Source organism: Devosia ureilytica (assembly GCF_024273195.1).
GTDB classification, from domain to species: Bacteria; Pseudomonadota; Alphaproteobacteria; order Rhizobiales; family Devosiaceae; genus Devosia; species Devosia ureilytica.
The window spans coordinates 1-23,838 of sequence record NZ_JAMZCU010000011.1 but is presented as its reverse complement, the minus strand read 5'-3'; the positions used below and the strand labels follow the sequence as shown (position 1 = coordinate 23,838).

The 23,838-nt window shown below is 59.1% G+C and carries 21 protein-coding genes and 1 pseudogene; 12 read left to right on the top strand and 10 right to left on the bottom strand.

All coding sequences use genetic code 11. The features are described from left to right. Positions 1–52 precede the first annotated feature (52 nt). Together ubiV and NIM87_RS18170 are read left to right on the top strand one after the other, a co-directional pair. The gene (gene ubiV, locus NIM87_RS18175) at positions 53–958 is read left to right on the top strand and encodes a ubiquinone anaerobic biosynthesis protein UbiV (protein ID WP_254676169.1); all 906 of its coding nucleotides are present in this window, start codon (positions 53–55) and stop codon (positions 956–958) included. Continuing rightward, positions 955–1,317: a hypothetical protein gene (locus tag NIM87_RS18170; RefSeq protein WP_254676168.1), complete on the top strand. Its 363-nt coding sequence runs from the start codon at positions 955–957 to the stop codon at positions 1,315–1,317. The genes ubiV and NIM87_RS18170 overlap by 4 nt, the downstream gene beginning before the upstream one ends. A 775-nt stretch (positions 1,318–2,092) precedes the next feature. Here the strand turns inward: NIM87_RS18170 and NIM87_RS18165 are convergent. Continuing rightward, positions 2,093–3,040, bottom strand: a complete 948-nt coding sequence (locus NIM87_RS18165; protein WP_254676167.1) for a sodium-dependent bicarbonate transport family permease — start codon at positions 3,038–3,040, stop codon at positions 2,093–2,095. Positions 3,041–3,141: 101 nt separating this feature from the next. Here NIM87_RS18165 and NIM87_RS18160 point away from each other — a divergent pair, with 101 nt between their 5' ends. From NIM87_RS18160 to NIM87_RS18145, 4 genes are all read left to right on the top strand, one after another. After that, positions 3,142–4,029: a LysR family transcriptional regulator gene (locus tag NIM87_RS18160; protein ID WP_254676166.1), complete on the top strand. Its 888-nt coding sequence runs from the start codon at positions 3,142–3,144 to the stop codon at positions 4,027–4,029. A gap of 217 nt (positions 4,030–4,246) precedes the next feature. Further along, positions 4,247–4,729 (top strand): tellurite resistance TerB family protein, encoded by a 483-nt coding sequence (locus NIM87_RS18155; protein ID WP_254676164.1) that lies wholly within the window; start codon positions 4,247–4,249, stop codon positions 4,727–4,729. A gap of 40 nt (positions 4,730–4,769) precedes the next feature. Next, positions 4,770–5,738: a TerC family protein gene (locus NIM87_RS18150; protein ID WP_254676162.1), complete on the top strand. Its 969-nt coding sequence runs from the start codon at positions 4,770–4,772 to the stop codon at positions 5,736–5,738. A gap of 208 nt (positions 5,739–5,946) precedes the next feature. Beyond that, on the top strand, positions 5,947–7,218 hold the full coding sequence (locus NIM87_RS18145) for an O-acetylhomoserine aminocarboxypropyltransferase/cysteine synthase family protein (protein ID WP_254676160.1): 1,272 nt from the start codon (positions 5,947–5,949) through the stop codon (positions 7,216–7,218). A gap of 346 nt (positions 7,219–7,564) precedes the next feature. Here the strand turns inward: NIM87_RS18145 and NIM87_RS18140 are convergent, their stop codons facing one another. Beyond that, positions 7,565–9,766: a putative bifunctional diguanylate cyclase/phosphodiesterase gene (locus tag NIM87_RS18140; RefSeq protein ID WP_254676159.1), complete on the bottom strand. Its 2,202-nt coding sequence runs from the start codon at positions 9,764–9,766 to the stop codon at positions 7,565–7,567. 376 nt (positions 9,767–10,142) lie between these two features. Here NIM87_RS18140 and NIM87_RS18135 point away from each other — a divergent pair, with 376 nt between their 5' ends. Beyond that, a complete protein-coding gene (locus NIM87_RS18135; protein WP_254676158.1) occupies positions 10,143–10,706 on the top strand; it encodes a response regulator in 564 nt (187 codons plus the stop codon). 74 nt (positions 10,707–10,780) lie between these two features. Here NIM87_RS18135 and NIM87_RS18130 read toward each other — a convergent pair whose 3' ends face one another. Both NIM87_RS18130 and NIM87_RS18125 read right to left on the bottom strand, forming a co-directional pair. Then, positions 10,781–13,399, bottom strand: coding sequence for a sensor domain-containing protein (locus NIM87_RS18130; protein WP_254676157.1), 2,619 nt, complete (start codon positions 13,397–13,399; stop codon positions 10,781–10,783). Positions 13,400–13,559: 160 nt separating this feature from the next. Further along, positions 13,560–14,519 (bottom strand): sensor domain-containing diguanylate cyclase, encoded by a 960-nt coding sequence (locus tag NIM87_RS18125; RefSeq protein WP_254676155.1) that lies wholly within the window; start codon positions 14,517–14,519, stop codon positions 13,560–13,562. A gap of 354 nt (positions 14,520–14,873) precedes the next feature. Here NIM87_RS18125 and NIM87_RS18120 point away from each other — a divergent pair, with 354 nt between their 5' ends. Next, positions 14,874–15,143, top strand: a complete 270-nt coding sequence (locus tag NIM87_RS18120) for a hypothetical protein (RefSeq protein WP_254676170.1) — start codon at positions 14,874–14,876, stop codon at positions 15,141–15,143. Here NIM87_RS18120 and NIM87_RS18115 read toward each other — a convergent pair. After that, positions 15,122–15,259 (bottom strand): annotated as a pseudogene (locus tag NIM87_RS18115) (transposase); the annotation flags it as partial. The gene NIM87_RS18120 and the pseudogene NIM87_RS18115 sit on opposite strands and share 22 nt — an antisense overlap. Before the next feature lie 52 nt (positions 15,260–15,311). Next, positions 15,312–15,752, bottom strand: coding sequence for a hypothetical protein (locus tag NIM87_RS18110; protein ID WP_254676154.1), 441 nt, complete (start codon positions 15,750–15,752; stop codon positions 15,312–15,314). Positions 15,753–16,135: 383 nt separating this feature from the next. Here NIM87_RS18110 and NIM87_RS18105 point away from each other — a divergent pair, with 383 nt between their 5' ends. After that, positions 16,136–16,522, top strand: a complete 387-nt coding sequence (locus tag NIM87_RS18105; protein WP_254676153.1) for a YkvA family protein — start codon at positions 16,136–16,138, stop codon at positions 16,520–16,522. A 447-nt stretch (positions 16,523–16,969) separates the two neighbouring features. On the opposite strand, the gene NIM87_RS18095 is transcribed toward NIM87_RS18105, so the two are convergent. Further along, the gene (locus NIM87_RS18095) at positions 16,970–17,209 is read right to left on the bottom strand and encodes a DUF6894 family protein (protein ID WP_254676150.1); all 240 of its coding nucleotides are present in this window, start codon (positions 17,207–17,209) and stop codon (positions 16,970–16,972) included. A gap of 556 nt (positions 17,210–17,765) precedes the next feature. Between NIM87_RS18095 and NIM87_RS18090 the strand changes: the two genes are divergently transcribed. Beyond that, the gene (locus tag NIM87_RS18090; protein ID WP_254676149.1) at positions 17,766–18,887 is read left to right on the top strand and encodes an ROK family transcriptional regulator; all 1,122 of its coding nucleotides are present in this window, start codon (positions 17,766–17,768) and stop codon (positions 18,885–18,887) included. Positions 18,888–19,001: 114 nt separating this feature from the next. Here NIM87_RS18090 and NIM87_RS18085 read toward each other — a convergent pair whose 3' ends face one another. Together NIM87_RS18085 and NIM87_RS18080 are read right to left on the bottom strand one after the other, a co-directional pair. Further along, positions 19,002–20,789, bottom strand: a complete 1,788-nt coding sequence (locus NIM87_RS18085) for a methyl-accepting chemotaxis protein (protein ID WP_254676148.1) — start codon at positions 20,787–20,789, stop codon at positions 19,002–19,004. A gap of 423 nt (positions 20,790–21,212) precedes the next feature. Continuing rightward, positions 21,213–21,632 carry a GDSL-type esterase/lipase family protein gene (locus tag NIM87_RS18080; RefSeq protein WP_254676147.1) on the bottom strand — a complete coding sequence of 140 codons (420 nt, stop codon included), beginning with the start codon at positions 21,630–21,632 and terminating at the stop codon, positions 21,213–21,215. A gap of 206 nt (positions 21,633–21,838) precedes the next feature. Here NIM87_RS18080 and NIM87_RS18075 point away from each other — a divergent pair, with 206 nt between their 5' ends. Further along, positions 21,839–23,032 (top strand): OB-fold putative lipoprotein, encoded by a 1,194-nt coding sequence (locus NIM87_RS18075; protein ID WP_254676146.1) that lies wholly within the window; start codon positions 21,839–21,841, stop codon positions 23,030–23,032. Between the two features lie 3 nt (positions 23,033–23,035). Then, positions 23,036–23,215, top strand: coding sequence for a hypothetical protein (locus NIM87_RS18070; RefSeq protein ID WP_254676145.1), 180 nt, complete (start codon positions 23,036–23,038; stop codon positions 23,213–23,215). Positions 23,216–23,268: 53 nt separating this feature from the next. Here NIM87_RS18070 and NIM87_RS18065 read toward each other — a convergent pair. Continuing rightward, on the bottom strand, positions 23,269–23,838 hold a 570-nt coding region (locus NIM87_RS18065; RefSeq protein ID WP_254676144.1), incomplete at its 5' end, for a sensor histidine kinase.

Genomic DNA, 23,838 nt, shown 5'->3' with positions numbered 1-23,838 from the left:
CGAGGGCCAGCGCACAACGTCGGGCGCCTATGAAAAGAAGTGGCGGTGAACCATGGCTGATCCCGCCACTCTCAAGATCACCATGGGACCGGTGCCATACCTATGGTCCGGCGAAAAATGGCGCGATTTCTATTACCGCATCGCTGAGACGGGGCATGTCGATGCGGTGACGCTGGGTGAGGTGGTCTGTTCAAAGCGAGACCACTTCACCCGGCCCTTCCTGCCCCAGGTGGTGGAACGTCTGACGGCCGCTGGCAAATCGGTGGCGCTGGCCTCGCTGGCCCTGGTGACCCTTGACCGCGAAACCCTCCAGACGCGACGCCTGGCCGCTGGAAGCACTTTGGTTGAAGCCAATGACCTTTCGGCCCTGCGTCTTCTGGCCGGCAAGCCGCATCTCGTGGGTCCGTTCGTCAATGTCTACAATGGCGCCACCGCCAAGCTGCTGGCGAGGCGCGGCGCCACGCGCATCTGCCTCGGCCCGGAACTGCCGGCAGCCTCGATCGCCGCGATTATCGCGGGCGCACCCGATATCGAATATGAAATCATCGCCTTTGGCCGCCTGCCCCTGGCGATATCGGCGCGCTGCGCCCATGCCCGCGCCAAGGGGCACACCAAGGACAATTGCCAATTCGTTTGCGGCGACGAACCCGATGGTCTGGACGTCGACACTCTCGACGGCCAACCCTTCCTCAGCGTCAATGGCGTCCAGACCATGTCACGCCATTGTCAGGTACTGCTGCAGGACCTGCCTGACCTGGCCCGCATGGGCGTTACCCATTTGCGGCTCTCCCCGCAGGATTGTGACATGACCGAAGTGGCCGCGATCTATGCCGCTGTTCGGGACGGGCACATGGACGCTGGTGAGGGCGTGACGAGACTGCAATCGGTCTATTCGGCAGCGCCTTATTCCAACGGGTTCCTGCATGGCGTTGCAGGCATGGACTGGGTGGCCGCATGAGCCATCACACCCTCGAAAACGGCACATCGTCTCCCGATACACTGGTGGCGCGCATTCGTTCCATCATCGGCACCGTGGCACTCGACTGCGACTGTCGGCAACGCGTCAACCAGGCGCTCACCCGCTTCATCGAACTGGAACAACATCGCGAAACGCGCCGCCATCTCCTGTCGTCCCGCCATCATCGGGCCGCCATCGCGGCGCTTGTCGATCTGCTGGCAGAGCTGGAAGACCTCAGCTGGCAGGAAGCCGATCACAGTGTCTTTGCCGAATTTGCCCTTGTCTTCGAAGACATTGCCCACCACGCTCTGCGTGGCGCCGAAGACCTAAAACTGCTCAACCAAGAGCGGGCCTGCTGATTTCGACACCTGGCCGCGCCAATGCCGGAACCCTGAGGCGTGACCGCCAAGGCGTCATGCTCGGCAGCAGGCAACACACCCCAGCAATAGAGCCGCGACTCACTCCAGCGTCGAATCCGGGCAAACGCGGCATTCTTCAGAGCTTCAAGGAAAATCTGGCTGGGGCGCCAGGATTCGCAGCTGGACCACAGGCCGACACTAACCCCTTGATTCTGCTCGCTGGAGAAACAAGCGCGTACCTGTTTGTGTATACCACTTCTGTTGCCCCGTCCAGATGTTCTCCTGGCAGTCCTCAAAACTCGCAACCACGTGCCTGAATGGCGATGCCAATGCGTCTCTATGCTTGACCGCCGGGCTACACATAATCACCGGTGCGGGTCCGGAACTGGCCATTGTCCGACCCGCCCTGGTGCTGATGGGGATTTACGAAGCCGCCGACAGGAACACACCCTGTATCGCCGAGACAACTCAGGTGCGACGATGGTCGCCTTGGAAATGTCAGCCGTTTCGCTCATCTGCAGAACCTGCCAGCTTCAACGCTACGGTCAAATTCCTACTCGATGATCGAACATTGATGCGCCTGAGGCCCAGCCCCGGGCCAAAAGCTCGCTCAGTGCTTGGCGGGAGAGCTATCGAAAGTGGCTTTGGATTTTTAGTGTGACAACGTGGATATGGGGCCGTCTGCTGACTGGTAGAGACGCCCCCAATTCAGTCATTCAAAGCCGCAAAAAGCGCTCCCTGAAGCGGACGCTCAGAAATCCGTTCGATGCTCCGTTTATGACAGAAGTCCTGCGAGTGCGCTCAGGATAGGAATGGCCACGAGAACATTAAAGGGGAAGGTGACGGCAAGGGACATGGTGAGCGGCATGCCGTGATCGACCTCGGGGAGCGCCATCCTGACGGCGGCAGGCGCCGCTATGTAACTGGCGCTGCCCGCAAGGATGGCCAGCGCAGCAGCAGAGCCGGCATCGAGCCCGATGCCCATGCCGATCAGAAGGCCGACCACGCCATTGGTGACAGCGAGCGCAATTGCGAGGGCGACGAGCCTTGGCGAGACGCTGCCGGTGCCGGCCAGATGCCGCCCCGCCACCAGGCCCATGTCGAGCAGGAAAAGGCAGAGAATACCACCAAACGCTCCCTCGAAGACTGGCCGAACCGGCTCGAAACCCGCCCGCCCCGCAACCATGCCAATGATGAACCCGCCTACCAGCAGCAGAATCGAACCATCGCGCAGAGTGTGGGAGAGATGGTGGCCCAGTCCATGCGCCCTTGTGCTGGAGACGCGCCGGGCCAGCCACAGGCCGACCAGGATCGCCGGCGCCTCCATGAGGGCCAATACGGCAACCATAAACCCGGCAACCTCAATTCCTGCCGCCTCCAGCGCCGCAACGCCGGTGACGAAGGTGACCACTGACACTGACCCGTAGTGCGCTGCGACAGCCCCGGCATTCATCCTGTCAAGACCGCCCAGCCGCCGGACGGCCCAATATGCCGGAAAGGGAAGCAGGAGGCTCAGCGCGAGACCCGCGAAACCGGCCAGGAAGAGCTCCGGCGTAAGGCCATTCTCTGACACTTGCACCCCGCCTTTGAGGCCGATGGCGGCCATGAGGTATATCGCCAGCGCTTTACCGATCGCTTCAGGAACTTGCAGATTGCTTCGGGCCAGAGCCGCGAGCAGCCCGAGAGCGAAGAACAGGATGGCGGGGGACAGCAAGCTTTGCATGGGGGAACTTCGCGGGAGATTTCGATTGAAGCCGCTCTAGCGAAAAGCATTCATTCGATAAAATTCATTGATTGAATGGTAACATTCTCTAAAATCGAATGATGTCCTCGCTGAACTTCCATCATCTGCGTTATTTCCTGGCGGTGGCCAACGAAGGCAACCTGACTCGGGCAGCGCGCAACCTGGCCGTGTCGCAATCTGCGCTGTCTACGCAGATTCAGGCGCTTGAGGCGCGGCTGGGTCATCCGCTATTCGAGCGGGTGGGGCGGCGCCTGGTGCTGACCGAGGCGGGGCAGATCGCACGCGACCATGCCCAGGCGATATTCGACATGGGCGAGGACCTGCTCACGACGCTGCGGGTCGGGTCCGGGCGCCGTCAGGTGCTAAGGGTGGGTGCCCTTGCGACATTGTCGCGCAATTTTCAGATCGATTTCCTGCGCCCCTGTCTCGGTCGTTCCGACCTCGAGGTCGTGCTGACATCAGGCAGCCTGGTGGAACTCACGGGCATGCTGCGTCGGCTCGACCTCGACGTTGTCCTCTGCAATGCCGCGCCCGGCACGGGCTATGCGGATGGCCTGGTGGCCCATCGCCTTGCGCGCCAGCCAATCAGTCTGTTCGCTTCCCCGGCCCTTGCCTGCGCGGCGACAACCCCTGCCGAGGCGCTGAGGACCCATGGGGTGATCCTGCCGACCGGCGCCAGCATCATCCGGACCGAGTTCGATGCGCTTTGTGCCCGCCTCGATATCATACCCTCAGTGGTGGCCGAAGTGGACGACATGGCCATGTTGCGGCTGATGGCTCGCGAGGCCATCGGCCTTGCTCCGCTGCCCGCAATTGTCGTGCGCGACGAACTCGATGCGGGCAGCCTGCGCGAAGTCGTCCGCCTGCCCGGTATCGAAGAGACCTTCTATGCCCTTACGTTCCAGCGGCAGTTCCAGAGCCCGGTGGCCGAGGAACTGATCGCTGCCGCGTCGCACTGGGTTGCCTGACAAAAAATCTGCGTCGCCCTCTTGCTACTTCAACTGGCCGCACCAATCTCGAATGGCGTGACCGGGCCCCTCTGGCGTCGGCGGCATTGGCCGCCCCGCGATGTCGGATCACCTCGGCAGGGCCCGCGGGCACCTGCGTGTGGTGCCCGATCGTCGTCCTAGGTCTCCATGCGCACTCCCTCAGCTCCGCCGAGCGGCACTTTAAGAGGAGTTTTGCATGAGCAAAGACAAAAATACCGACAAGGATCTTTTCCTGCGCGGCGCCCGGCTCCGGGCGCGTCAGGATGCCAATACACGGGAGATGCATGATGATGCGAGCCGGGCGACGACTGAGGAGTTTTTTCAGGCTCTCGTCGCCGCTGTCGCCGTAATCGCCCATTCCGATGGCCGGCTCGACCTGGCAGAGCGGCGCACGCTGGTGGAAGCCTTTATCACCAGCCCGGCCATGGCGGGCTTCTCGGTCGCCCAGCTGGCGCAGGAACTGGCCGAACACAGCCGCGCGTTTGGCTACGATCCCCACTCCGCGGACCAGCGAGCTCTGGCCAGCCTGTCGGCAAGTAAACTCAGTGGCGAAGAGCGCCAGTCTCTCCTGCAGATCTGCCACCAGGTGATCACAGCAGATAGCATGGTACATCCCGTCGAATTGGGCGCGCTGCACCGTGTCGAGCGCGCCCTTGGCCTCGCGGGAGGCTCACTATGAGCCGCTGCAAGCTTGACCTTCTCGTCGGGGAGGCGCGCTGATGGACCTTCTGACCGGATTTTTCCTGGGCCAGCCGCTTTGGATGTGGCTGGGCTTCCTTGGGCTTGTGATTGCCCTTCTGGCCTTTGACCTTGGCGTATTGCATCGGGATGGGCACGAGATCGAGGTGCGCGAGAGCCTGCTGCTCTCGGGCTTCTATATAGCGCTCGGTCTTGTCTTTGGCGGCTTCGTCTGGTGGCAACTGGGCGCCCAGTCAGGTGTCGAATACCTCACCGGTTTCGTGGTCGAAAAAAGCCTCGCCATGGACAATGTCTTCGTCATTGCGATGATCTTTGGCTATCTCGCCATTCCGCGCCATTTGCAGCATCGCGTGCTGTTCTGGGGCATTCTGGGCGTCATCGTGCTGCGCGCGATCATGATCGGCTTCAGCGCCGCGCTGGTGTCCGAGTTCGGCTGGGTTCTCTACATCTTCGCGGCCTTTCTGATCTTCACCGGCATCCGGATGTTGATGATCGGACACGAAGAGACGGACCTCAGCCAAAATCCGGTGCTGTTGTTCATGAAGAGGCGCTTTCGGGTCACCGAGACCCTGCAAGGTGACCGCTTCTTTGTTCGCCAGATCGACCCCAAGACCGGTCGGATGGCGCGATACATGACGCCGCTATTTCTTGCTCTGGTCATGATCGAGATCGCGGACGTCATCTTTGCCGTTGATTCAGTGCCGGCCATCTTCGCCATCACCACCGACCCCTACATCGTCTACACGTCCAATATCTTCGCCATCCTGGGCCTGCGCGCACTCTATTTCGCCCTGGCCGCCATCATTCACCGCTTCGCCTATCTCAAGCAGGCACTGGCAGTCCTGCTGGTCTTCATCGGATCGAAGATTTTCGTGGCAGACCTGCTGGGTTGGGAGAAATTCCCGGCAGAGTGGTCACTCGGTGTTACCGCGGTGATCTTGGCCAGCGGTGTCGTCTATTCGATTTGGAAGACGGCACCGACCCGGTGACAAGCTATGGGGGCGCGTTAGCCGCGTCCCCAAAGCCCCAGCACGGTAGTTATGGCAGCCGCTGCGATACCCCGAAAGCCGACGGACCGCTAGAGTCCGGACCCGCGCCTCGGCTCTGAGGAATGGCGGGCTGCACCTTACGGCTATCGTGCAATTACGAAATGCGGATACTGGGCGAGCGAGTCCGATTCAAGAATGAGGAAGCCCAATGAAGCTCGAAACGCTAGCACTGCACCATGGCTATACATCGGAGGCCACCACAAAGGCGGCAGCGGTACCCATCTACCAAACGACGTCATATACGTTCGATGATACCAAACATGGCGCTGACCTGTTCAATCTCGCGGTGCCAGGCAATATCTACACCCGCATTATGAACCCGACGACGGCAGTGCTCGAGCAGCGTGTTGCCGAGATGGAGGGCGGGATCGCGGGGCTCGTCGTCGCCTCAGGCATGGCCGCCATCACCTATTCGATCCAGGCCATTGCGGGCGTCGGCGACAATATCGTGTCGATCAGCCAGCTCTATGGTGGCACCTATAACCTATTCATGCACAGCTTCCCCAGGCAAGGCATTGAGGTGCGCATGGCGGCGGCCGGCGATTTCGACGCCATCGCCGCGCTGATCGACGACAAGACCAAGGCGGTGTTCTGCGAGTCTATCGGCAACCCTGCCGGCAATGTGGTCGACATAGAGCGACTGGCGCAGGTGGCACATGCCCATGGCGTGCCGCTGATAGTCGACAATACCGTGGCCACGCCATTCTTGTGCAAGCCCATCGAGTTCGGCGCCGATATTGTGGTGCATGCGCTGACCAAGTATATCGGCGGCCATGGCAATTCGATCGGCGGCATCATCGTCGACAGCGGTAGGTTCGACTGGGTGGCCAATAAGGCGCGCTTCCCGGTTCTGAATGAACCGGACCCTTCCTATCATGGTGTGGTCTACACTGAGGCGCTGGGCGCTGCCGCTTATATCGGTCGCTGCCGGGTAGTACCGCTGCGCAATACCGGCGCCGCGCTGTCGCCGCATAGCTCCTTCCTCTTCCTCATGGGATTGGAGACCCTTGGCCTGCGCATGGAACGCCATTGCGAAAACGCGTTGAAAGTGGCGCAATTTCTCGAAAACCATCCCAAGGTAGGCTGGGTCAACTATGCGGCTTTGCCCACCAGCAAGTTTCATGACGTCGCCAGGCGCATCACCAAGGGACAGGCTTCCGGCATTGTCAGCTTCGGCATCAAGGGCGGCCAGGAAGCGGGCGGCAAGTTCATTGACGCGCTGAACATGATCCTGCGCCTGGTCAATATCGGGGACGCGAAGTCGCTCGCCTGTCACCCGGCATCGACGACGCATCGGCAGTTGGGCCCTGATGAACTCGCCCGTGCAGGCGTCTCGGATGACCTCGTTCGCCTTTCGGTCGGCATCGAGCACATTGATGATATAATTGCCGATATTGAGCAGGCGCTTGCGAAGGCCTGAAGCTCCGGCCGGCCCTTGGGGCCGGTCAACCTGCGCGGGGGACGCTACAGGGCAGCGGATAAGAGTGGGCGCGAGCGGGCCATCGAGGCCCGGTAGGCCGCTTTGAAGTGTCCGCAAAGATCGTCTTTCTCTGCGCCTTTCGGGTCAGCGCCGTGGAGAATTTCGCCACCGTAAAGATGCGCCAGCAGATCTGCCACTCGGTGCCCAGCGTCACTGCAGCCGTAGATAGGAACCCCTGCGAGAAAGTATCGCACGCCGTCCTGGGCCTGCGGCCGCTCAAGAACTCCAGGTAGCGGCTGGCGCGCCCCGGACCCGATTCCGACACAATGGACCCGGCATGGATCAGCTAGCTTACTTTCCTGGCCGATGCCCGTGGCAGGGAGAGTTCGGTCAGGCGCTCTGGCGTTACGGGCCTAGACAGCAAGTACCCCTGCAGCTCTCCGCAACCCAGACTTTCCAGCATGACGCGCTGCGCCTGGGTTTCAACACCCTCGGCAGTCACCTTCATGCGCATTGCCCGGGCGAGCTCGATGATCGACTTAACAATGCCATCGATCTCATCGTCCTGCCCGAGTTGAGAGACGAAGGACTTGTCTATCTTGAGCTTATCCACCCCATAGGTGCGTAAATAGCTGATGGAGGAATAGCCGGTGCCGAAGTCGTCCAGTGCAACACGGATGCCGCTGGCACGAAGGTGCCGCAGCGTCTGTTGCACATGTTCGGAGTTTTGCAAAAGGAGACCCTCGGTAATCTCCAGTTCCAGGCGCCGAGGTGGCAATCCAACCTCGTCGAGAATCTTGAGGACACTCGCGACGAAGTCCTGATCCCGGAACTGGACCGGTGAGACATTGATAGCCACCCATGGGAGATCTGACGCCCGGACGTACTCGGCGGCGCGCCGCAGCACCCAAAGTCCAAGTTGGTTGATCAGTCCGCGTTCCTCGGCCAAACTAATGAAAGCGTCGGGCGGCAAACGGCCTCTGGTTGGGTGGTTCCAGCGTACAAGCGCCTCACAGCCGATCATTGCCCCGGTCCTGGCTTCGAAGATGGGTTGATAGACCAGTTCCAGCCCCTCGTTTGCATTGAGCGCATGTCGCAGCTCGTTCTCTAGCGCACGCCGCTGTTGCACCGCCTGATCCAGTTCGCCAGCGTATAGCTCGTAGCGGGCACGCCCGCTCGTCTTGGCTTCATAGAGGGCAACGTCCGCCTGTCGGACCAGGTCAACCGCATCCTGCTCCGCATCGCTTGAGTAGACGATGCCCACGCTCCCAGAGATGCTCACCTCCTGCCCGTTCAGGTCAAATGGGCGCTCTAAGTTCGAAAGAATGGCCTGTCCCAGGCGCAAGGCGTCTTCGACGGAACCAACGCCTACCTGGACAATGGAGAATTCATCCCCGCCGAGCCTGGCAACTGTGTCCACTTCGCTTATCAGCTTTTCCACGCGCCCAGCTACCTGTCGGAGGAGCTCATCCCCCGCCGGATGACCCAAGCTGTCATTGACGGACTTGAAGCGGTCCAAGTCGATCGCGTGCAGGGCTAGCGGCGAGTGGAGGCGCCTGCTGTTGACGATCGCGCGCTCCAGTCGCTCGTCAAACAACGCTCGGTTCGCAACACGCGTCAGCGGATCGTGAAAAGCCAGGAAGTGTGCTTCCGCCTGACTGATCTTCAGGCGTGCGGCGGTAAGTCTCAGGCGCCGCAACAATGCAATCACGACCAGGACCACGCTTGCAGCGGACAGGGCAATGATCGGGGCCGTATCCAGCACGAGTTGCGTGGCGGGCCTAAATGGGTCCCAACTGAAAAAACCCAGAACGCGGCCAGCGCTGCTCAAGACTGGCAGCGATGCTCTCGTGGGATCGGCTGCGAGGTTTGTATCGAATCGCAGTCCTGCCAGACTGTAGTTCTCCGAGATTGCTGCGCTTACTGTCTGGTCGATCAGCCTAACTGAGACGTGGATGAATTCGGAGCCAGACATCTGGCTGAGCTCGGAGCTATCGTCCGGGATGACCGGGCGAACGCTGACGATACCCACTGTGCCATCACCGAGCACCATACGCTCTAGAATTCCAGTCCCTGCAATAGCGTCGGTTGAGTCCGTTCCTGAGGGCGCAAGGCTCGCGATCTGCCGCCTGAGCGCACTTGTCACAGGCTGGATCACGGACTTGTCGCGTTCAAAGGCCTCTGCAGGCTGAACCATTCCGTCATGAGCAGCCCGCACGAGGTTGTCGCCTGCGTCCAAAACATAGACGCGATTGTGGCCGAAATAGCTGCTCATCCAGTCGACAAGATTGTCGGCGATCCACTCCTGGTTTCCGGAAACCAAATTGAGGACGGCGTCATTCCAGACGGCGGAGCTGTCTTGTTCTACCGGTACTCGCGCCTCTATCTCCGCCAGGCCTCGGAGGAGGGCGCGTGCCTGCCGCTCCTGGGAACCCTCGTCAATGCGGCTGACGGCCCACCACCCGACGCCGCCCACCAGCAAGAGGAGCGTGACCAACAGGCCGAAAATCACAAGGATGAGACGATTGGGAAACCTGAGGCTGGACAAGGGCAACTACCATACGATGTACCGGGCCAGTCTGGTGTGTCCGCGGTAAAGGAAGTGCCAGTTGGCTTGGTAAAGAATTTGCCTTGCTGCGTCCCAATGACCGTTTCAAACAACTTGAGTGCAAACGGGCTGACCACGGCGGCGGCATGCTCCCCGTCTCAATCTCCGCAGCGGAACTCGTAGGTGGTCATGTCAGGCCCCGCGCCCCCTACTCTTGTTCCACCAAACCTTGTGCCGCGGGTCAGGTGGACGGCATAAGCGCCCCCAAGAGCATCGCTGCCTAGCACAACGGCGAAACGTGATCGAACGTCAATGTTTGCTTCATGTTGCGCCTTGTAATGTTGGCTCTTGCCACTTAATCAATCAGAGAATGCTGATGTCCACGCCCTCCAGTGCATTGAGCCGTTGCTCTGCGGTTGTTGTTGGTCACGCGGGTGAGAGTCGTTCGCTGATTGACATCGCCCACAGGCTTTGTTTTGGCTCGGTACAAGAACTCAACGAGCAGCCGGACATCCGCCGACCGGAGTTTCAAGTTACATACTTTTTGGTCAATCAGAAGTTGAGTGATCAGACCAAGTCTCAGCTTGTTCGCAGGTTACGTCGTTCCCCGTCCACCAAAATCCGATGCGCGCCAATAGTCGCGATAGGCACGGACGTGGATTTCGAGGTGGTGCTCGATCACATTGGCATGGGGTTTGATGACTTTATCTCTCTGCCCGAGCGGCTAGACCTGGTTAAGGATCGTCTGATCAATCAGCTCGACCAAACCCACATCTACATCGAGACAGCAACGTATTTCGGTCCCGATCGACGCCGCATGGAAGCTCCCGACTTTACTAATGAGCAAAGGCGCTCCATACCGCACAGCCACACCAGAATGGAGATACGCCGGAGACCGGATACTGGGGTGGAGATTCTGCGTCGTCAGATTTTTGCGTGAACGGCGGGAACCAGCCGCTCGCACCTGGAAAAGGCACTGAGTGCGTCCACGCGTTGCCTGTTGTTGGTGCTGGGCTAACCTGCTGCCAATCGCCAAGCTGCGCTTCGAAGCCATTCGACCAGTTTTGCTGCCGGCATTGGCTTGCCAAACGCATATCCCTGAAGAAAATCGCAGCCGATTTCGCGCAACACGCTAGCCTGTTCGACCGTCTCGACCCCCTCGGCAACCACCTTAATGCCGAGTGTTCGGCCGATGTCGACAATCGAACCAACCAATTGACGCTGTGCGTCACTGCTTGCGACCGGTGAAACCAGTTGTCGATCGATCTTGAAGCGCCTTGGCATCAGACGAAGCAGACTGACAAATGAAGTGTGGCCAGTGCCAAAGTCGTCGACGTCGATGCCGATGCCCATTTCCTTGATCGCATCGATGTTCCAGGCTACGCGATCCTCGAACTCATCAAGGAAGATCGATTCCAGGAACTCGAAGGAGACTGTGCCAGGTTTGATGTTGAGTTTGCGCAGCGAGGGGACCAAATTCTCGTCACTCAGTCTACCGAACGACACATTGGTCGAGACCGACTGAATGGGCAGACCGGCAACTTGCCACTCGTCAAGGTCGCTGATCGCTTGCGAGAGAATGAGACCGTCAATGGCAGCAAGAACATTGAGGTCCTGCGCGATCCTGAGGAAGCGATTTGGTGTCAGGAGCTCGCCGGAAGGATGGCGCCAGCGTACAAGCGCCTCCACGCCGACCGGTTCGAAAGTCTGGGCGTCCACCACCGGCTGGTAGTAGGGGACGAATTCACACCGTTCTATGGCCTGTAATATCTCGTCTGCGATACGCTTGGTGGATTCAAGCTCCTCCTGGATCGACTTGGAGAAGAATTCGTGACGGTTTCGACCGCGTTCCTTGGCGTGATAAAGGGCCATGTCGCCATTGATAAGCACGCGACGCGGATCGATTAACGCGCCCGCTTCAACAGCCACACCGATGCTGGCGCCTATTCTGCAAGAGTGTCCCTCATATGGGATTGGTCGCTGAATGGCATGGATGACTTGATCCGCCAATTTCGACAGCTTTTGTGCGTCGGTTTGGTTGGGGCAGACAATGACGAATTCATCACCACCGACGCGAGCGACGAAGGCGCCCAGACCTGAAGTGTCCAACAAAATTCTGGCGACACGCTGAAGCACGGCATCGCCCGCGCTATGGCCGAGGGTATCGTTGATTTGCTTGAAGCGGTCCAGATCTATGTGAAGGATGGACAGTCCCTGAATGTTGTTTTCTTGGCGGCGTTTTGCGAGGTCCTCGAGAATTTCGTCCAGATAGCGCCGGTTGGGTAGCCCCGTAAGTGCGTCGTGCAGGGATTGCTTTTCCAGGCGCGCCCTAGCAGCCTCCAGCTCGGCATTGCGCGCTTCTGCCAATTCATTCGCACGGAGCAGACTGTTCTGAAGCTCTACCTCTTCCGTGATATCAGTGTTGGTGCCGATAAACCTCTGCGACCCGTCGGCGTGTCGGAAGAATTCTGCATCAGCTGCAATGGTCCTAGTACAACCATCCGGTCTGATGATCCGGTACCGATGCCGAAACGTCTTTTGGGATGTCTTGGCCTCCGAAAGGGCGGCCAAAGTCTCCGAGGCGTCCTCCGGGTCTAGCGCGCGCTCCCAATCAGACGATGTGAGGGCCGACCGATCTGCCGACCGTCCGAAGATCTCCCTCACGCGGTCGTCCCAGAGCAGCTCGCCTGTCTCGAGGTTTCCCTCGAACACGCCGACACAGGAGGCACGCAGCGCGATCTCGAGACGCTGCGTAACATCCCGCAGGTTCTGCTCCTGTTCTTTGCGTTGGGTAATGTCTGTGTCTAGGCCAATCATGCGGATTGGGCGACCTTCGGCGTCCCACGCGTCGGGAGCGCCATTGCTGGAAATCCAGATATATCGGCCCTCCCGGTGCCATTCGCGATACTCGAAAGCATTGCGGGACAACTCTCCCGAATTCTGCTTGGCGATGGTCTGGCGAATGTGCTCCCGGTCTTCAGGATGGACGCGTGACAACCAGGCCTCAAGGCTACTATCGACGTCCTCGTTTACATCTATGCCCCGCATACGCTTCCATGTCGGGGAATAGTAGACGGTGTTGTTCAGGATATCGGCTTCCCAAACGCCTTGCCCGGCGCTTTCTAACGCAAACGCCCACCGCCGCTCACTCGCCATGAGGGCGGCTTCGGCCCGCTTGTGTTCGGTAATGTCTTCTGACATTGCCAGCAGATATTGCGGGCGGCCGGTCGCGTCGAAAACCGGCATTTTGGTGGTCCTGAGAATGCGGACGCCTCTTTGACTAGTCGTGATCTGCTCTTCAGGGATCGTCAGTGGCTGTCCCGAGGCAAGCACGTCTCGGTCGCGCGCAATGAAGAACTCGGCTTCCCCCTTTGGAAAAAGGTCAAAATCGCTCTTGCCGAGGGCCGCGTGTCGGGAGACACCTATTAGTTCTTCAGCAGTACGATTGAACAGCACGAAACGAAGTTCATTCGCCTCTTTCACGGCGACCATGGCGGGGATGTTTTCTATGACCAGGCTGAGCAAGGTGGGTGCGCGAAGAAAGGCGCCCCACTTATCGGCGGCTTTTGTCTCAGGTTCTCGCCGTCGGCTCGACCGATTGTGCGCGGTCGGCAGTTCTGCCTTTTTCTTCATGGGCGCCTGCACTCCCGACGCGTTGGCTCTGCGAGATCATCATCCTGGGAAAGCTTAAACAGGGACTGAAGACCGGCCTGGCTGCTGTAGCCTACGGCAAGTTCCATGCTGGATGGTGAAGGATCCGGTTTTGCAGGACTCCCACGACGCCTTCGCCTGGTTAGTCTGATTGACAGACACGATTGCGGCCCTCAGCCTTGGCGACATAAAGGGCCGTGTCTGCACGCTTGAGTATTTCCTCAAAGCTGGTATCGCCTGCGCGAAAGCTCGCGATCCCTGCCGACACGGTCAGCTTCAGTTTTGTTCCAGACAGATCGACGACCATTCGCGCAACTTGCCGTCGGAAGGCGTCGGCGAGAGCGAAGGCACTCTGGCCACTGGCTCCAGGCAGGAGAAATAAAAACTCCTCTCCGCCGAACCGCGCGAACAATGGCGAGTCCAACATGGTGTTGGTGGCCAGAAACTGGTTGGCAAGGAGGGCCAAGGCCTTGAGGACCAAATCGCCCGCATCATGTCCGTAGGTATCATTTACATGCTTGAAGTGATCAATGTCGATCATCGCGACGCTGAGGTGCATTCCATTTGTGATCGCCGCTTCAAGATGAAGACCAGCTTCATAGAGGGCGTGTCGACGATTGTACGCGCCAGTTAGCTCGTCTGTGATGGTCATCTGGCGGAGGGAAATTTCGGCCTTTTTCTGATCGGTGACATCCTGCATCAGTATCTGGATGACTGGATTGCCAGGCCAAGGCAGCGCCCCGGTTATCAGCTTTATAAGGCGGCTGGTGCCGTCTGGACGCTCGATGGCGCACTCAATGTCAAATGAGGTGTCTGGATCTGCAAATGTCATCCGAAGGGCGTGGGAGACGCTATCAACGTCGCCAATGGCGGTGTAGTCCAGAAGGTGTTGCCCCCGAAGCTTGGTCAAACTGCCCTGCAGGAAGCTGCACGCCTGGCGGTTGGCAAAGACAATACCTTGTTCTGTGTGGATCAGCAGCCCAATGGGCATAAGATCCAGCATCTTGCCCAGGTTTTGCTGCGTGTCGACAATCGCCTGCTGCGTGAGGTTCGCGGCCTCCGCGGCCTCCACATCGTCGGCAAACAAATCCAGCTCGTTCACTCGCTGCCTCCACGTGCGCGCCCCAGCTTCCCCCAGTCCAAATGTTATCGGTCAGAGAGGTAAACACGGGGTTCTGCAAGAAGCGCAACGCGATCTCGGTCAGGGCAGGTGCACTCTTGGTTTCACCCGCATGGCTTTGGCGAGACGACTGACTACTTTTCCGGGTCGTAACTCAGGCGGACTAAAGCCAGCGATGACGATATCCGGCGGAGTTCTGCCCCATCAGCAAGCATGACCCAGCTATTGCGCTGCGCTCAATTGGCAATACATTGAAGGCGATGAGCGGGCCTGCGCTGCCCATCGTTCATGTTCACCCTGAAGATCGGATGTTCCTGTTCGGAATGGAGCTGCTCCATGCTGGATGCTGCTGCGCCAAGGAAAGCCGATATGAGCTTTATCCCCCCGCATGGAAGTGCGGACCAAGCTAATATGGTCCATGACATCGAGGTCGTGGTCGGCAATCGGAGAGTGAAAGCCCATTACAATATTGAGAATGGCATCGTCTGGGCAAAGGCTGCGGACAAGACCTATCGGTGCCCGGTCGAGGCCACCTCGGCGGCCGAGACGGTCAAGGCCATGCTGCGCGACATGGCCGCGACTGCGTACTTCTTACGCCACGCGTAGAGCGAATGGGCACTCACCCCCAGACGCTGCGACAACTCCGAAACCGGATATCCTCGCTCGGTGATCTGACGCACCGCGTCACGCTTGAACTCGTCGCTGAAATTAACTTTGCCCATATAGGCCTCCTTGCCTCAAAAGTAGGGAAGAAGGCGTCTACAAATCTAGGGGCTATTCAATCATCTCCGCCCCGGAACGCTGGTGGACGATTTCGGTCAGTTCAGAGAGGGGCAAAGCTTGATGTGTTTGCACCAAAGCCAGCGCCTCGTCCGTGTTCAAGGAGACGGCGCCGGAAAGGAGGGTGCTGCCTCCATGTGCCTTCTCGCCACCACCGCCGTTCTTAGCATCCGTTGCGCTGTCGTTGCCTGAGGAGGTGGCGCCGCCATGGTTGGAATTGCGATTGCTCTGATGACTGCTATCAGCGGCTTTATCCAGGGGCCCGTGCGCATCGCCATTGCGGATCGGCGCTTCTTCGCTACCGCCATCGCTCTGCGAGTTCACGGCGGCGCCGGCTCTTTGCCCGCTGCTGCCACTTTGTCCTTTGCCCTGAGCAGCGCTTTGCGCAACTAAGGCGGCCATCAGCAGCATTGCGAGCAAGAGACGAATTAACATGGCTCACCATCTTACCCGCTTCAAGCTGACGAAAACCTTACAGCCAGACCAACTGATCCATCAGCCGGTCAATGCTATGATTGTAGCGTTGACGGTCCATTGACCGGTTGACCTTCAAGGAACCCCTGGCTTTCAGACGCTTGCCCCCCGCGTTCTGTGAGCTAGGAGCCTTTGTTTTCCAATCGGGCATTCGACCGGGATCAGAAGGTTAAGCTGGAGTGTGTCCCTCAGCGTGACCGCGATACGCGTTCTTAGGGCAAGCGGAGCCTTTGCCAGGCTCTGCGATTCTTCACCTCGCGGCCTCATCTGTCCATGCTATATTGCGTTCCCGTGGAAAATTCGTCCCTGCCTGGCGGTCGTGGGTCTTTTGCTAGAATGCAAGCATGAGCAGCTTTATTGGTCGAACAAAAAGTTGGGCCCGAGGTATCAAGCGTGACGTCGTCGCACTGTGGATTGCGGCAAGATATCTGCGCACGCCAGTTATCGCCAAGGTCGCTGCGGCGTGGGTCGCCGACTATGCACTGTCGCCAGTTGACCTCATCCCCGACTTTGTCCCGGTCCTGGGCTACCTTGACGACCTCTTGATCGTTCCTCTCGGCATCTTGCTGGCAGTCAAGCTTATCCCCGTACCACTCATGAGCGATTTCCGGCTTGAAGCAAGCAAGCGAGAGGGCAAACCCGTTAGCCGGGCGGGGCTAGCCATCGTGGTGTTCATATGGATGCTTGGCGCTGCCCTCAGTGGTTGGTGGGCTTGGAAGGCGCTGGCTTAGTTCAGGGCTGCCCAAGGTGGTCTGAGCAGCACTCATGGTCCAAACCGCAGCCAGCCTGGCCAGATCCAGGTGCCAGCTCGATCGATCGACGCGAATTAGTGACCACTTTCGATGGTCCGCGTGGCGCCCCAAATCGGTCGCCCGCGCGCGACCAGCCGATTGCCAGGAGCGGTCGCCCGATTCTTGCATCGCCTCCGGTGATGAGGGCTTTTCGGCCGGTCAGTCGACCGAAGCCGCCATAACTTTCTCCTCCGTGATCGGGCACAGGCTCCATCCGGCTGGCCAGACCCTGGCGGCGGCTGCGGCTGCCTGGAAAAGGGCGGGGCGGAATATTGATAGTGTAGATCCTGCATACTGAGGCGGTCGATCACGCAACAGCTCCGCTGCCGTAGATCCCGCAGATGTGGGATTTTCCAAATGGACTTAATGACGGGCACAATGGGGTGGTTATCGGTAATCGTCCGCCACAAACCGAGCCCATCGGCGTGCGATCTCATGGCCGTTCATTGTGGTGACGACCACCTCGAACTCCATCGCACCCACGAGTGAAGCCGTATCCCGACCCATCTCAGCAATAGCAACCCCGGCCTCCTGCCGCGCCGCCTCGTCATCTGCGAATTCTGCCGCATAGGTCTCGTTTGTCGTGGTGCCATTCACCTGGCGCACGTTGAAGTAGTATGTCGGCACATTGACCTCCGGCGTTCACAGCCGAAAGGGAAATGGGTCGGCGTTGGTTGCCCAAGCGCCAGATCAACTCTGCGAGTGGGCGGACTCACTGTAAAGGCGGACCATATTGGTGGTACCGTTTGTCTCCCAGTAGACGCGGCAAATCAGATGCGGCGGTTTGCCCGAGCGAACAGCCGTCACACCCCCAGAGCGCTTTCGGCGGCTCCTTCTGGTGATTGAGCCTGAACCAAGGCCTCGGGCGCGACTATCATTGTACGCAAATCTATGACACGGAACTCTGCCAAATCGAATCCTCCTGATCGGCCGAAACTACCAATCCTGAACCAGTCGTTCGTTCAACTTTGATATGATCCGCCGCTTGCGCTCCTTCACTCTCTCGCCGTTCGGCTCCGAAGCTATGAGCCGGGCGTCGCAGCGTTCGACATCGGCCTTGGGCTCATTGGCCAAGGGCAGCGCCCGGGGGATTGATGGTTGGTAATGTATTGGCCTTACTGATCAGCATTGACGGCCGATCAGCAGTGCGTGCTAGGAACAGGGCCTGCTGGGGAGCACTACATTGAGCCGCGAAGTTTTCGAGCCAGGTCCAGGTAAGCTGGACGCCACCGGCATTCTGAATGTGAATATGCGGGCGGTGCTGACGGCCATTGCATCGAATCCAGGCGGATCGGCCGCTGACGTCGCCCGAGCAACAGGCCTCAGTGGATCGACCGTCTTTAGGCTGGTTTCGGATTTGTTGGTGCGCGAACTTGTCCTGGAAGGCGAGCGCATCCGTGGGAAGCGAGGCCAGCCCGGCGTATCATTGTCCATGAATCCGGAGGGGGCCCTCTCCGCGGGTTGCCAAGTTGGCTTCGGAGATTGTTATCTTTTTGTCCGGTCTCTTGGCGGGCGCGTCCTGGCCGAACAGGAGTTCGCCATCGAGCAGTGCTCCTACCAGCATGTCAGTGTGGCCGTAGCGAACGCTTACAAAGCGGTTCTCGCAGAGATAGGCGGTGACCAGATCAAACCCATCGGTTTGGGTATTGCTGTTCCCGCGGATTTTGACCGGCTTTGTCAGTTGGTGATGGGCGTTCATGACGACCCTTGGAGTGAAGAGGCATTCCGAACGCAATTGGAACGGCTGCTTGATGTGCCGATCTCGACCTACTCAACCGGCAGTGCAGGAGCGTGGGCCGAACTTGCGAGCACGCCGCCGCCACGGCCTGCCGACTTCTTGTATTTATTCGTGGATCGATTCATCCAATCCGGATTCTTACTTGATGGCAGGCTGTGGACTGCGCCCCACAGTCGGCATGGTTCGCTAGGGCGAACCATCATTAGTGAGGCCAAGGCAAAACTCTACGACCTCGTCGGTGGCCAAGCTTGGATGGAGGAATCGACTAACGGGGGCACCTCTCAAACTGAGGTTACAGAGCGATGGGCGAGAAAAGCCGCCCGCGCGCTTGCCATCGCGGTACAGGGCGTCAGCGACACTCTGGAACTGCCGCTGGTCGTTTTGGACGGGACGCTACCGCCTGATTTGATGGATGCTTTGGCAGAGCAGTTGGCTGTCGCGCTTCCGCCGATCTGTTGGGCGTCTGCACCCCAGGTGCGACGCGGCTCGGCCGGACCTCATTCACCGGCCAAGGGAGCCGCGCTGCGACCTCTTTATACCGAGTTCTTTGCGGCTGAGCATGGCTGATGTCCTGATCTCCTCCCGATCATGGTAGCCCCGGCATAGAACGGAAACCGTATGTCTGCGTCCTGCAGTCGGATAGCATTGCTATCGAAGCGTTGGGTCGCGCTAGCTGCACCGTCAGAATTCATCCCAGTCGGCGGCTATGGCAGCTGAACCGTGGGAAAGGTAACTGCGAGGCGTTTGGCTTTTTCGCGGCCTCTCGACGACAAGAGGTTTCGGCTTACCTGCAGACTCTGCTGACTGGCCGACCACGAAAACGTCAACCAGACTGTCGACCCGGCTCGCCTGTCCCTCCGTCTGCTCGATAGCGGCGTTGGTTTCTTCAACCAGCGCGGCATTGTGTTGCGTCATCTCATCCATCTGGCGCACGGCCGCGTTGACTTCTGAGATGGCGCTGGCCTGCTCGCCATTCGCGCGTGCGATTTCTTCCATAAGCTCCGCATTCTCGCGAACGCGGCTGACCATTGAGCCGAGCCGATCCGTAGCAGCAGAAACGAGTTTGCTTCCCTTTGCCACAGCCTCGTTGGACTTCTCGATGAGCCCTTTTACTTCGTTGGATGCGGCCGCAGCAGATTGAGCGAGCCTGCGCACCTCCACCGCCACAACAGCAAAGCCCTTGCCGGCATCTCCGGCGCGCGCTGCTTCAACTGAGGCATTGAGGGCCAGAAGGTTGGTCTGGAACGCGACGTCATCGATCATGCCGATGATGTTGGAGATCTTCGAAGCCTGAGCCGTTACGTCTTCCATCGCCAGGTTTGCATTGCCCATGACGTCGCCAGCTTCCATTGCGCCATCTGACACGCTCCTGGCGTTCGTTCTGGCCGATTCCGCGCGCTTTACGTTAGCCGTCACCGCGTGCGAGAGCTGTTCGACAGCGGCACTCGTCTCTTCTATGGCCGCCGCTTGCCGTGTGGTACGTTCCGCTAGATCGTTCGCACCTGCCAGGATTTCTCCAGTCGCAGCGCGCAGTGCACTTGAAGTCTCACGCAGTTCCAGAACGATATTCCCCAAACGCTCAACAGTCCTGTTGAACGCGAGCCGCACCTGTTCGAGATCGTCTGGAAAAACACCATCGATGCTGCAGTTCAGATTCCCCTGTGCCAGCAGTTCAAGGACGTGACTGAGCTCATTTACAGCGGCCTTGCGGGCAGTGATGTCGGTCGCGTACTTGACCACCTTGTAAGGTCGTCCACTGGCGTCAAGGATCGGGTTGTAGGAAGCCTGGATCCAAACTTCCCGCCCGCCCTTGCCGATGCGCTTATATTCACCAGACCAGAACTCGCCCGAGCTGAGCTTTCGCCAGAACGCTTGATACTCTGGTCCGGACGCCTCCGCCGGGGTCACAAACATACGATGATGCTGACCGCGGATTTCCTCGAGGCGATAGCCCAATGCCCCGCAGAAGTTCTCGTTGGCGGTGAGAATTGTGCCGTCGAGCTTGAATTCAATAACCGCTTGCGAGCGCGATATGGCAGTGATCTGACCTCGAGCGTCTGCGGACAACTGATGGTGCTCGGTGACGTCGCTTGCAAGCTTGATGATCCGATAGACTTTACCATCTGTGCCGATGAGCGGGTTGTAGGAGGCTTCAATCCAGACCTCCTTGCCGCCCTTCCCAATGCGCTTGAAGCGCGCTCTCTGAAACTCACCTGCCGTGAGTTTGGCCCAGAATTCCCTATATTCGGGGGACTTGGCATACTCTGGTTCGAGGAACATGCTGTGGTGTCGACCTGTGACCTCGTCCACATCGTAGCCCATCACCGACAAAAAATTGGCGTTCGCGGTGATAATTGTTCCGTCAGGGTCGAACTCAATAAAGGCCTGCGACCTACTTAGGGCCACGATTGTGTCAGCATTGATGGCACTCTGCGCGGCTTTCGCGCGCTGAAAAAACTGGAGACCCATTTAACCTGCGTCCTTCTTACTGAGGCATCCAAACATGGTCTCCAACATGCTAATAAATTCCCTTCTCGATGAAATTTAGTAATAGCGGTAGCGTGAATAGACAACGCTGAGCCAAGCGGCGTTTGTGCAGCAACATTTCATCTGGGAATACGCAAGCAGGTTCCGATCGGATGCGAGGTATCCGAACAGCGTCATCCTATGGTTGTCCAATCGTCAATTGGTCGTCTGCGTCCACGCCGGGCCAAATAAGACGGGCAGCTTCCGGCAATCGCAGCCAAGCCTGAACGGCAGAAGTGGGGCGCGAGGCGGACTTGTCGAAATTTGGAAGCTTTCAACTGGCTAGCAGAGCCTTCACGGATGGCAAGATCTGCCGAACGATGATGCTGACGCCGTCTGCATTCGGGTGCCTCCCGTCGGCCTGGTTCAGGGCGGCGTCGGCGGCGACGCCTTCGAGAAAGAAGGGGTAGAATGCCGTGCCGAATTGCGTGGACAGGTCGCGGAAAACGGCCTCGCAGTCACGGATGTAGTGGCTGCCAAGGCTGGGCTTCCCCGCATTCCGGCCATCAGAACGGGGATATTCTCGTCCTTGAAGCGCTGGAGGATCGCTGTCAGGTTTTCGCGCAGAGCGTCGACAGTCAGGTCCCGCAACATGTCATTGGCGTCCAGTTCGAGCAGGACCGCGTCCGGCCGCTCGGCGAGCGACCAATCGAGCCGCGCCAGTCCGTCAGCCGAGGTGTCGCCCGAAACGCTGGCGTTGACGATGGTTACATCCTCTCCCAGCGCCGCCTGCAACTGGCCGGCAAATCCCGCCTCCGCCGAAGGCCGACCTGGCAACTGTTCCACTGACCATTCCAGCACCCGACACAAGTTTCCCAACAACATACCCCCTCGTTTCTTGGAGCCAATTGGTCCCGACTCTCGCGTCAGAGTGCGGCACGAGTCGTGAGCTGCGCGTGGGCGGGGCGATGAATGGCCGTCACTCATTCTTTTGCTGGCTGAATTGAATTTCGGCGATTATGTTTTTTCGAGTGGGGGGAGTTCAGAATCCGATGATCGTTGCACTGCGAAATTCCGTCGTTGCCACGGGTTTGTCCATTGTCGTGTTGACGTCCTTGTCAACTGCGTCCACCGCGGAGCAGGACTGGCGACAAATCTGCACGCCGGACGCCGAAGTGGAAATCCTTATCGGCGGTTCCTGGTATCGCGGTACCGTAGCCGGGCCCGACATAAATGGTGAGCCCTATTGCGACGTTCTCAATACGAGCTACACCGGGCGAGACATGCACTTTTCCATGGCACCTGACCGCATGCGTGCCGTACAGCTGATGGACGTTGCCGGTCCCGGGGTTGGCCCGGCACCGACCAGATCCGATGCACTAAGCCCCGGCTGGCGCGCCCTCTGCATTCCTGGTGACGAGGTCGAAATACTGGTTGGCAGCGCTTGGCACAAGGGAATTGTCGCGAGCCCAGACGCCTTCGGGGACGAAGCCTGCGGTGTTCTGAACACCAGCTACAGCGGTCGCGAGATGCTTTTCTCAATGGCGCCCGACCGCATGCGAGCCATTAACTCTTCAGCTGCCGGCGCAGGCGGCAAGACCAAAGCTCGACCTCGCGCCTCGCAGACACTTAAGGCCAATCTCGCCCAGATTGGGGAGGCGTACCGAACAAACGTTGCCGCAGCCCGTCAACGTTATGAAGGTCTGACCGTGACCTTGTCTGGCACCCTTGAACGCGCGGGATCCGACTATGTCAGATTAACAGACGGGCCCTTCGGCGAAGCGATGTGCACTTTTAATGAAGCAGACAGGCACCACCTTGCAGAACTGATCCCCGGGTCAAAGCTGACTGTACAAGGCGACGAAAGTTCATGGGGCTGGGACACTTTTCAATTGGTGGGTTGCCGGGTCATCGGCGAGCAAGCCATGTCGCCAGCGCAGGGCGCGGAACCCGTATTCACCTATGGCGGACCGCCAGTTGGTCGTTATGTCTGCCGCCAGTACATGACAACGATAGGCTGGGTTGACCTGAATGAAGGGACTTACGGGGTCAATGGTGTGCAGGGGACCTATTCGTTCGACCTGGGTACTGGAGCTATTGTGTGGCAGGATGGCGCATACCGAGGTTGGCCCGCTTGGTTCGAATATTCCCCAGCCGGCTCGGGGCACGCGCATGACGAGTACATTATCCGCATGACCGACGAGACAGACACGCTCCGCATCGATTGCTTCCTGACCTCGGAATAGGCGATGATCTGGCTCAAGGTCCTCTCGGTGACGGCGCTGATCGCCAGCGTCTGGCAAAGATATCGCAAGTTGGGGCAACCCATCATCCGCGGTGGCAAACGGTGGTGGCGACAACCAGATGGTCGCTACGCGCCCTGGCATGGCATTGGCCTCAAACGGGAAGAGGAATTGCCGCCGAAGTAGTGCTCTGGATCTGGCCCTGCCCTGTTCAGTCGTGGCAGTTGGCACCACAGCGCCTAGCGGCCCACACCGGGACCGCGAACATTGAGGCTCCACAAAACACCGCTGGAACGAAACTCGAGTTTTACCACTCCATCCAGCGCCCGCTCAACCATATCCACCATGACCACATGGCCGAAACCCTTGCGCTCCGGCGGGACAAGCGCTGAGGGCAGGGATTCATCCCATTCCAGTTTCCAGTTGGCACTGGACGCACCGGTCCAGACGATGCGCAGTCGGCCCTCGGGATGAGCCAACGCACCATGTTTCAGACTATTCGTCGCCAGTTCATGCAACGCCATCCCGATCACCTGGGCATGCTGCGGGCAGACAAGAAAGGGCGCCCCTCCTACAACCACCCGGACATCCTCATCGGCGCCGATCGTCCGCAGCTGGCCCATAACGAGGTCTTCAAGATGAACCGAGGACCAATCCTGCGCCACCAACAGATCGTTGCTGGCGGCTAGTCCGCCCAGTCGCGCGGCAAATGTATCCAGAAATGCCTCGGGCATAGTTGATCGCGCTGTGTTCCTGGCAATGGCCTGCACCACGGCAAGCAGGTTCTTGGTGCGGTGGTTCAGTTCGCC

Coding starts and splice junctions, on each gene's coding strand:
- ubiV (WP_254676169.1), top strand. CDS start 53: ATGGCTGATCCCGCCACTCTCAAGATCACCATGGGACCGGTGCCATAC.
- NIM87_RS18170 (WP_254676168.1), top strand. CDS start 955: ATGAGCCATCACACCCTCGAAAACGGCACATCGTCTCCCGATACACTG.
- NIM87_RS18165 (WP_254676167.1), bottom strand. CDS start 3,040: ATGCAAAGCTTGCTGTCCCCCGCCATCCTGTTCTTCGCTCTCGGGCTG.
- NIM87_RS18160 (WP_254676166.1), top strand. CDS start 3,142: ATGTCCTCGCTGAACTTCCATCATCTGCGTTATTTCCTGGCGGTGGCC.
- NIM87_RS18155 (WP_254676164.1), top strand. CDS start 4,247: ATGAGCAAAGACAAAAATACCGACAAGGATCTTTTCCTGCGCGGCGCC.
- NIM87_RS18150 (WP_254676162.1), top strand. CDS start 4,770: ATGGACCTTCTGACCGGATTTTTCCTGGGCCAGCCGCTTTGGATGTGG.
- NIM87_RS18145 (WP_254676160.1), top strand. CDS start 5,947: ATGAAGCTCGAAACGCTAGCACTGCACCATGGCTATACATCGGAGGCC.
- NIM87_RS18135 (WP_254676158.1), top strand. CDS start 10,143: ATGTCCACGCCCTCCAGTGCATTGAGCCGTTGCTCTGCGGTTGTTGTT.
- NIM87_RS18130 (WP_254676157.1), bottom strand. CDS start 13,399: ATGAAGAAAAAGGCAGAACTGCCGACCGCGCACAATCGGTCGAGCCGA.
- NIM87_RS18120 (WP_254676170.1), top strand. CDS start 14,874: ATGCTGGATGCTGCTGCGCCAAGGAAAGCCGATATGAGCTTTATCCCC.
- NIM87_RS18110 (WP_254676154.1), bottom strand. CDS start 15,752: ATGTTAATTCGTCTCTTGCTCGCAATGCTGCTGATGGCCGCCTTAGTT.
- NIM87_RS18105 (WP_254676153.1), top strand. CDS start 16,136: ATGAGCAGCTTTATTGGTCGAACAAAAAGTTGGGCCCGAGGTATCAAG.
- NIM87_RS18085 (WP_254676148.1), bottom strand. CDS start 20,789: ATGGGTCTCCAGTTTTTTCAGCGCGCGAAAGCCGCGCAGAGTGCCATC.
- NIM87_RS18075 (WP_254676146.1), top strand. CDS start 21,839: ATGATCGTTGCACTGCGAAATTCCGTCGTTGCCACGGGTTTGTCCATT.
- NIM87_RS18070 (WP_254676145.1), top strand. CDS start 23,036: ATGATCTGGCTCAAGGTCCTCTCGGTGACGGCGCTGATCGCCAGCGTC.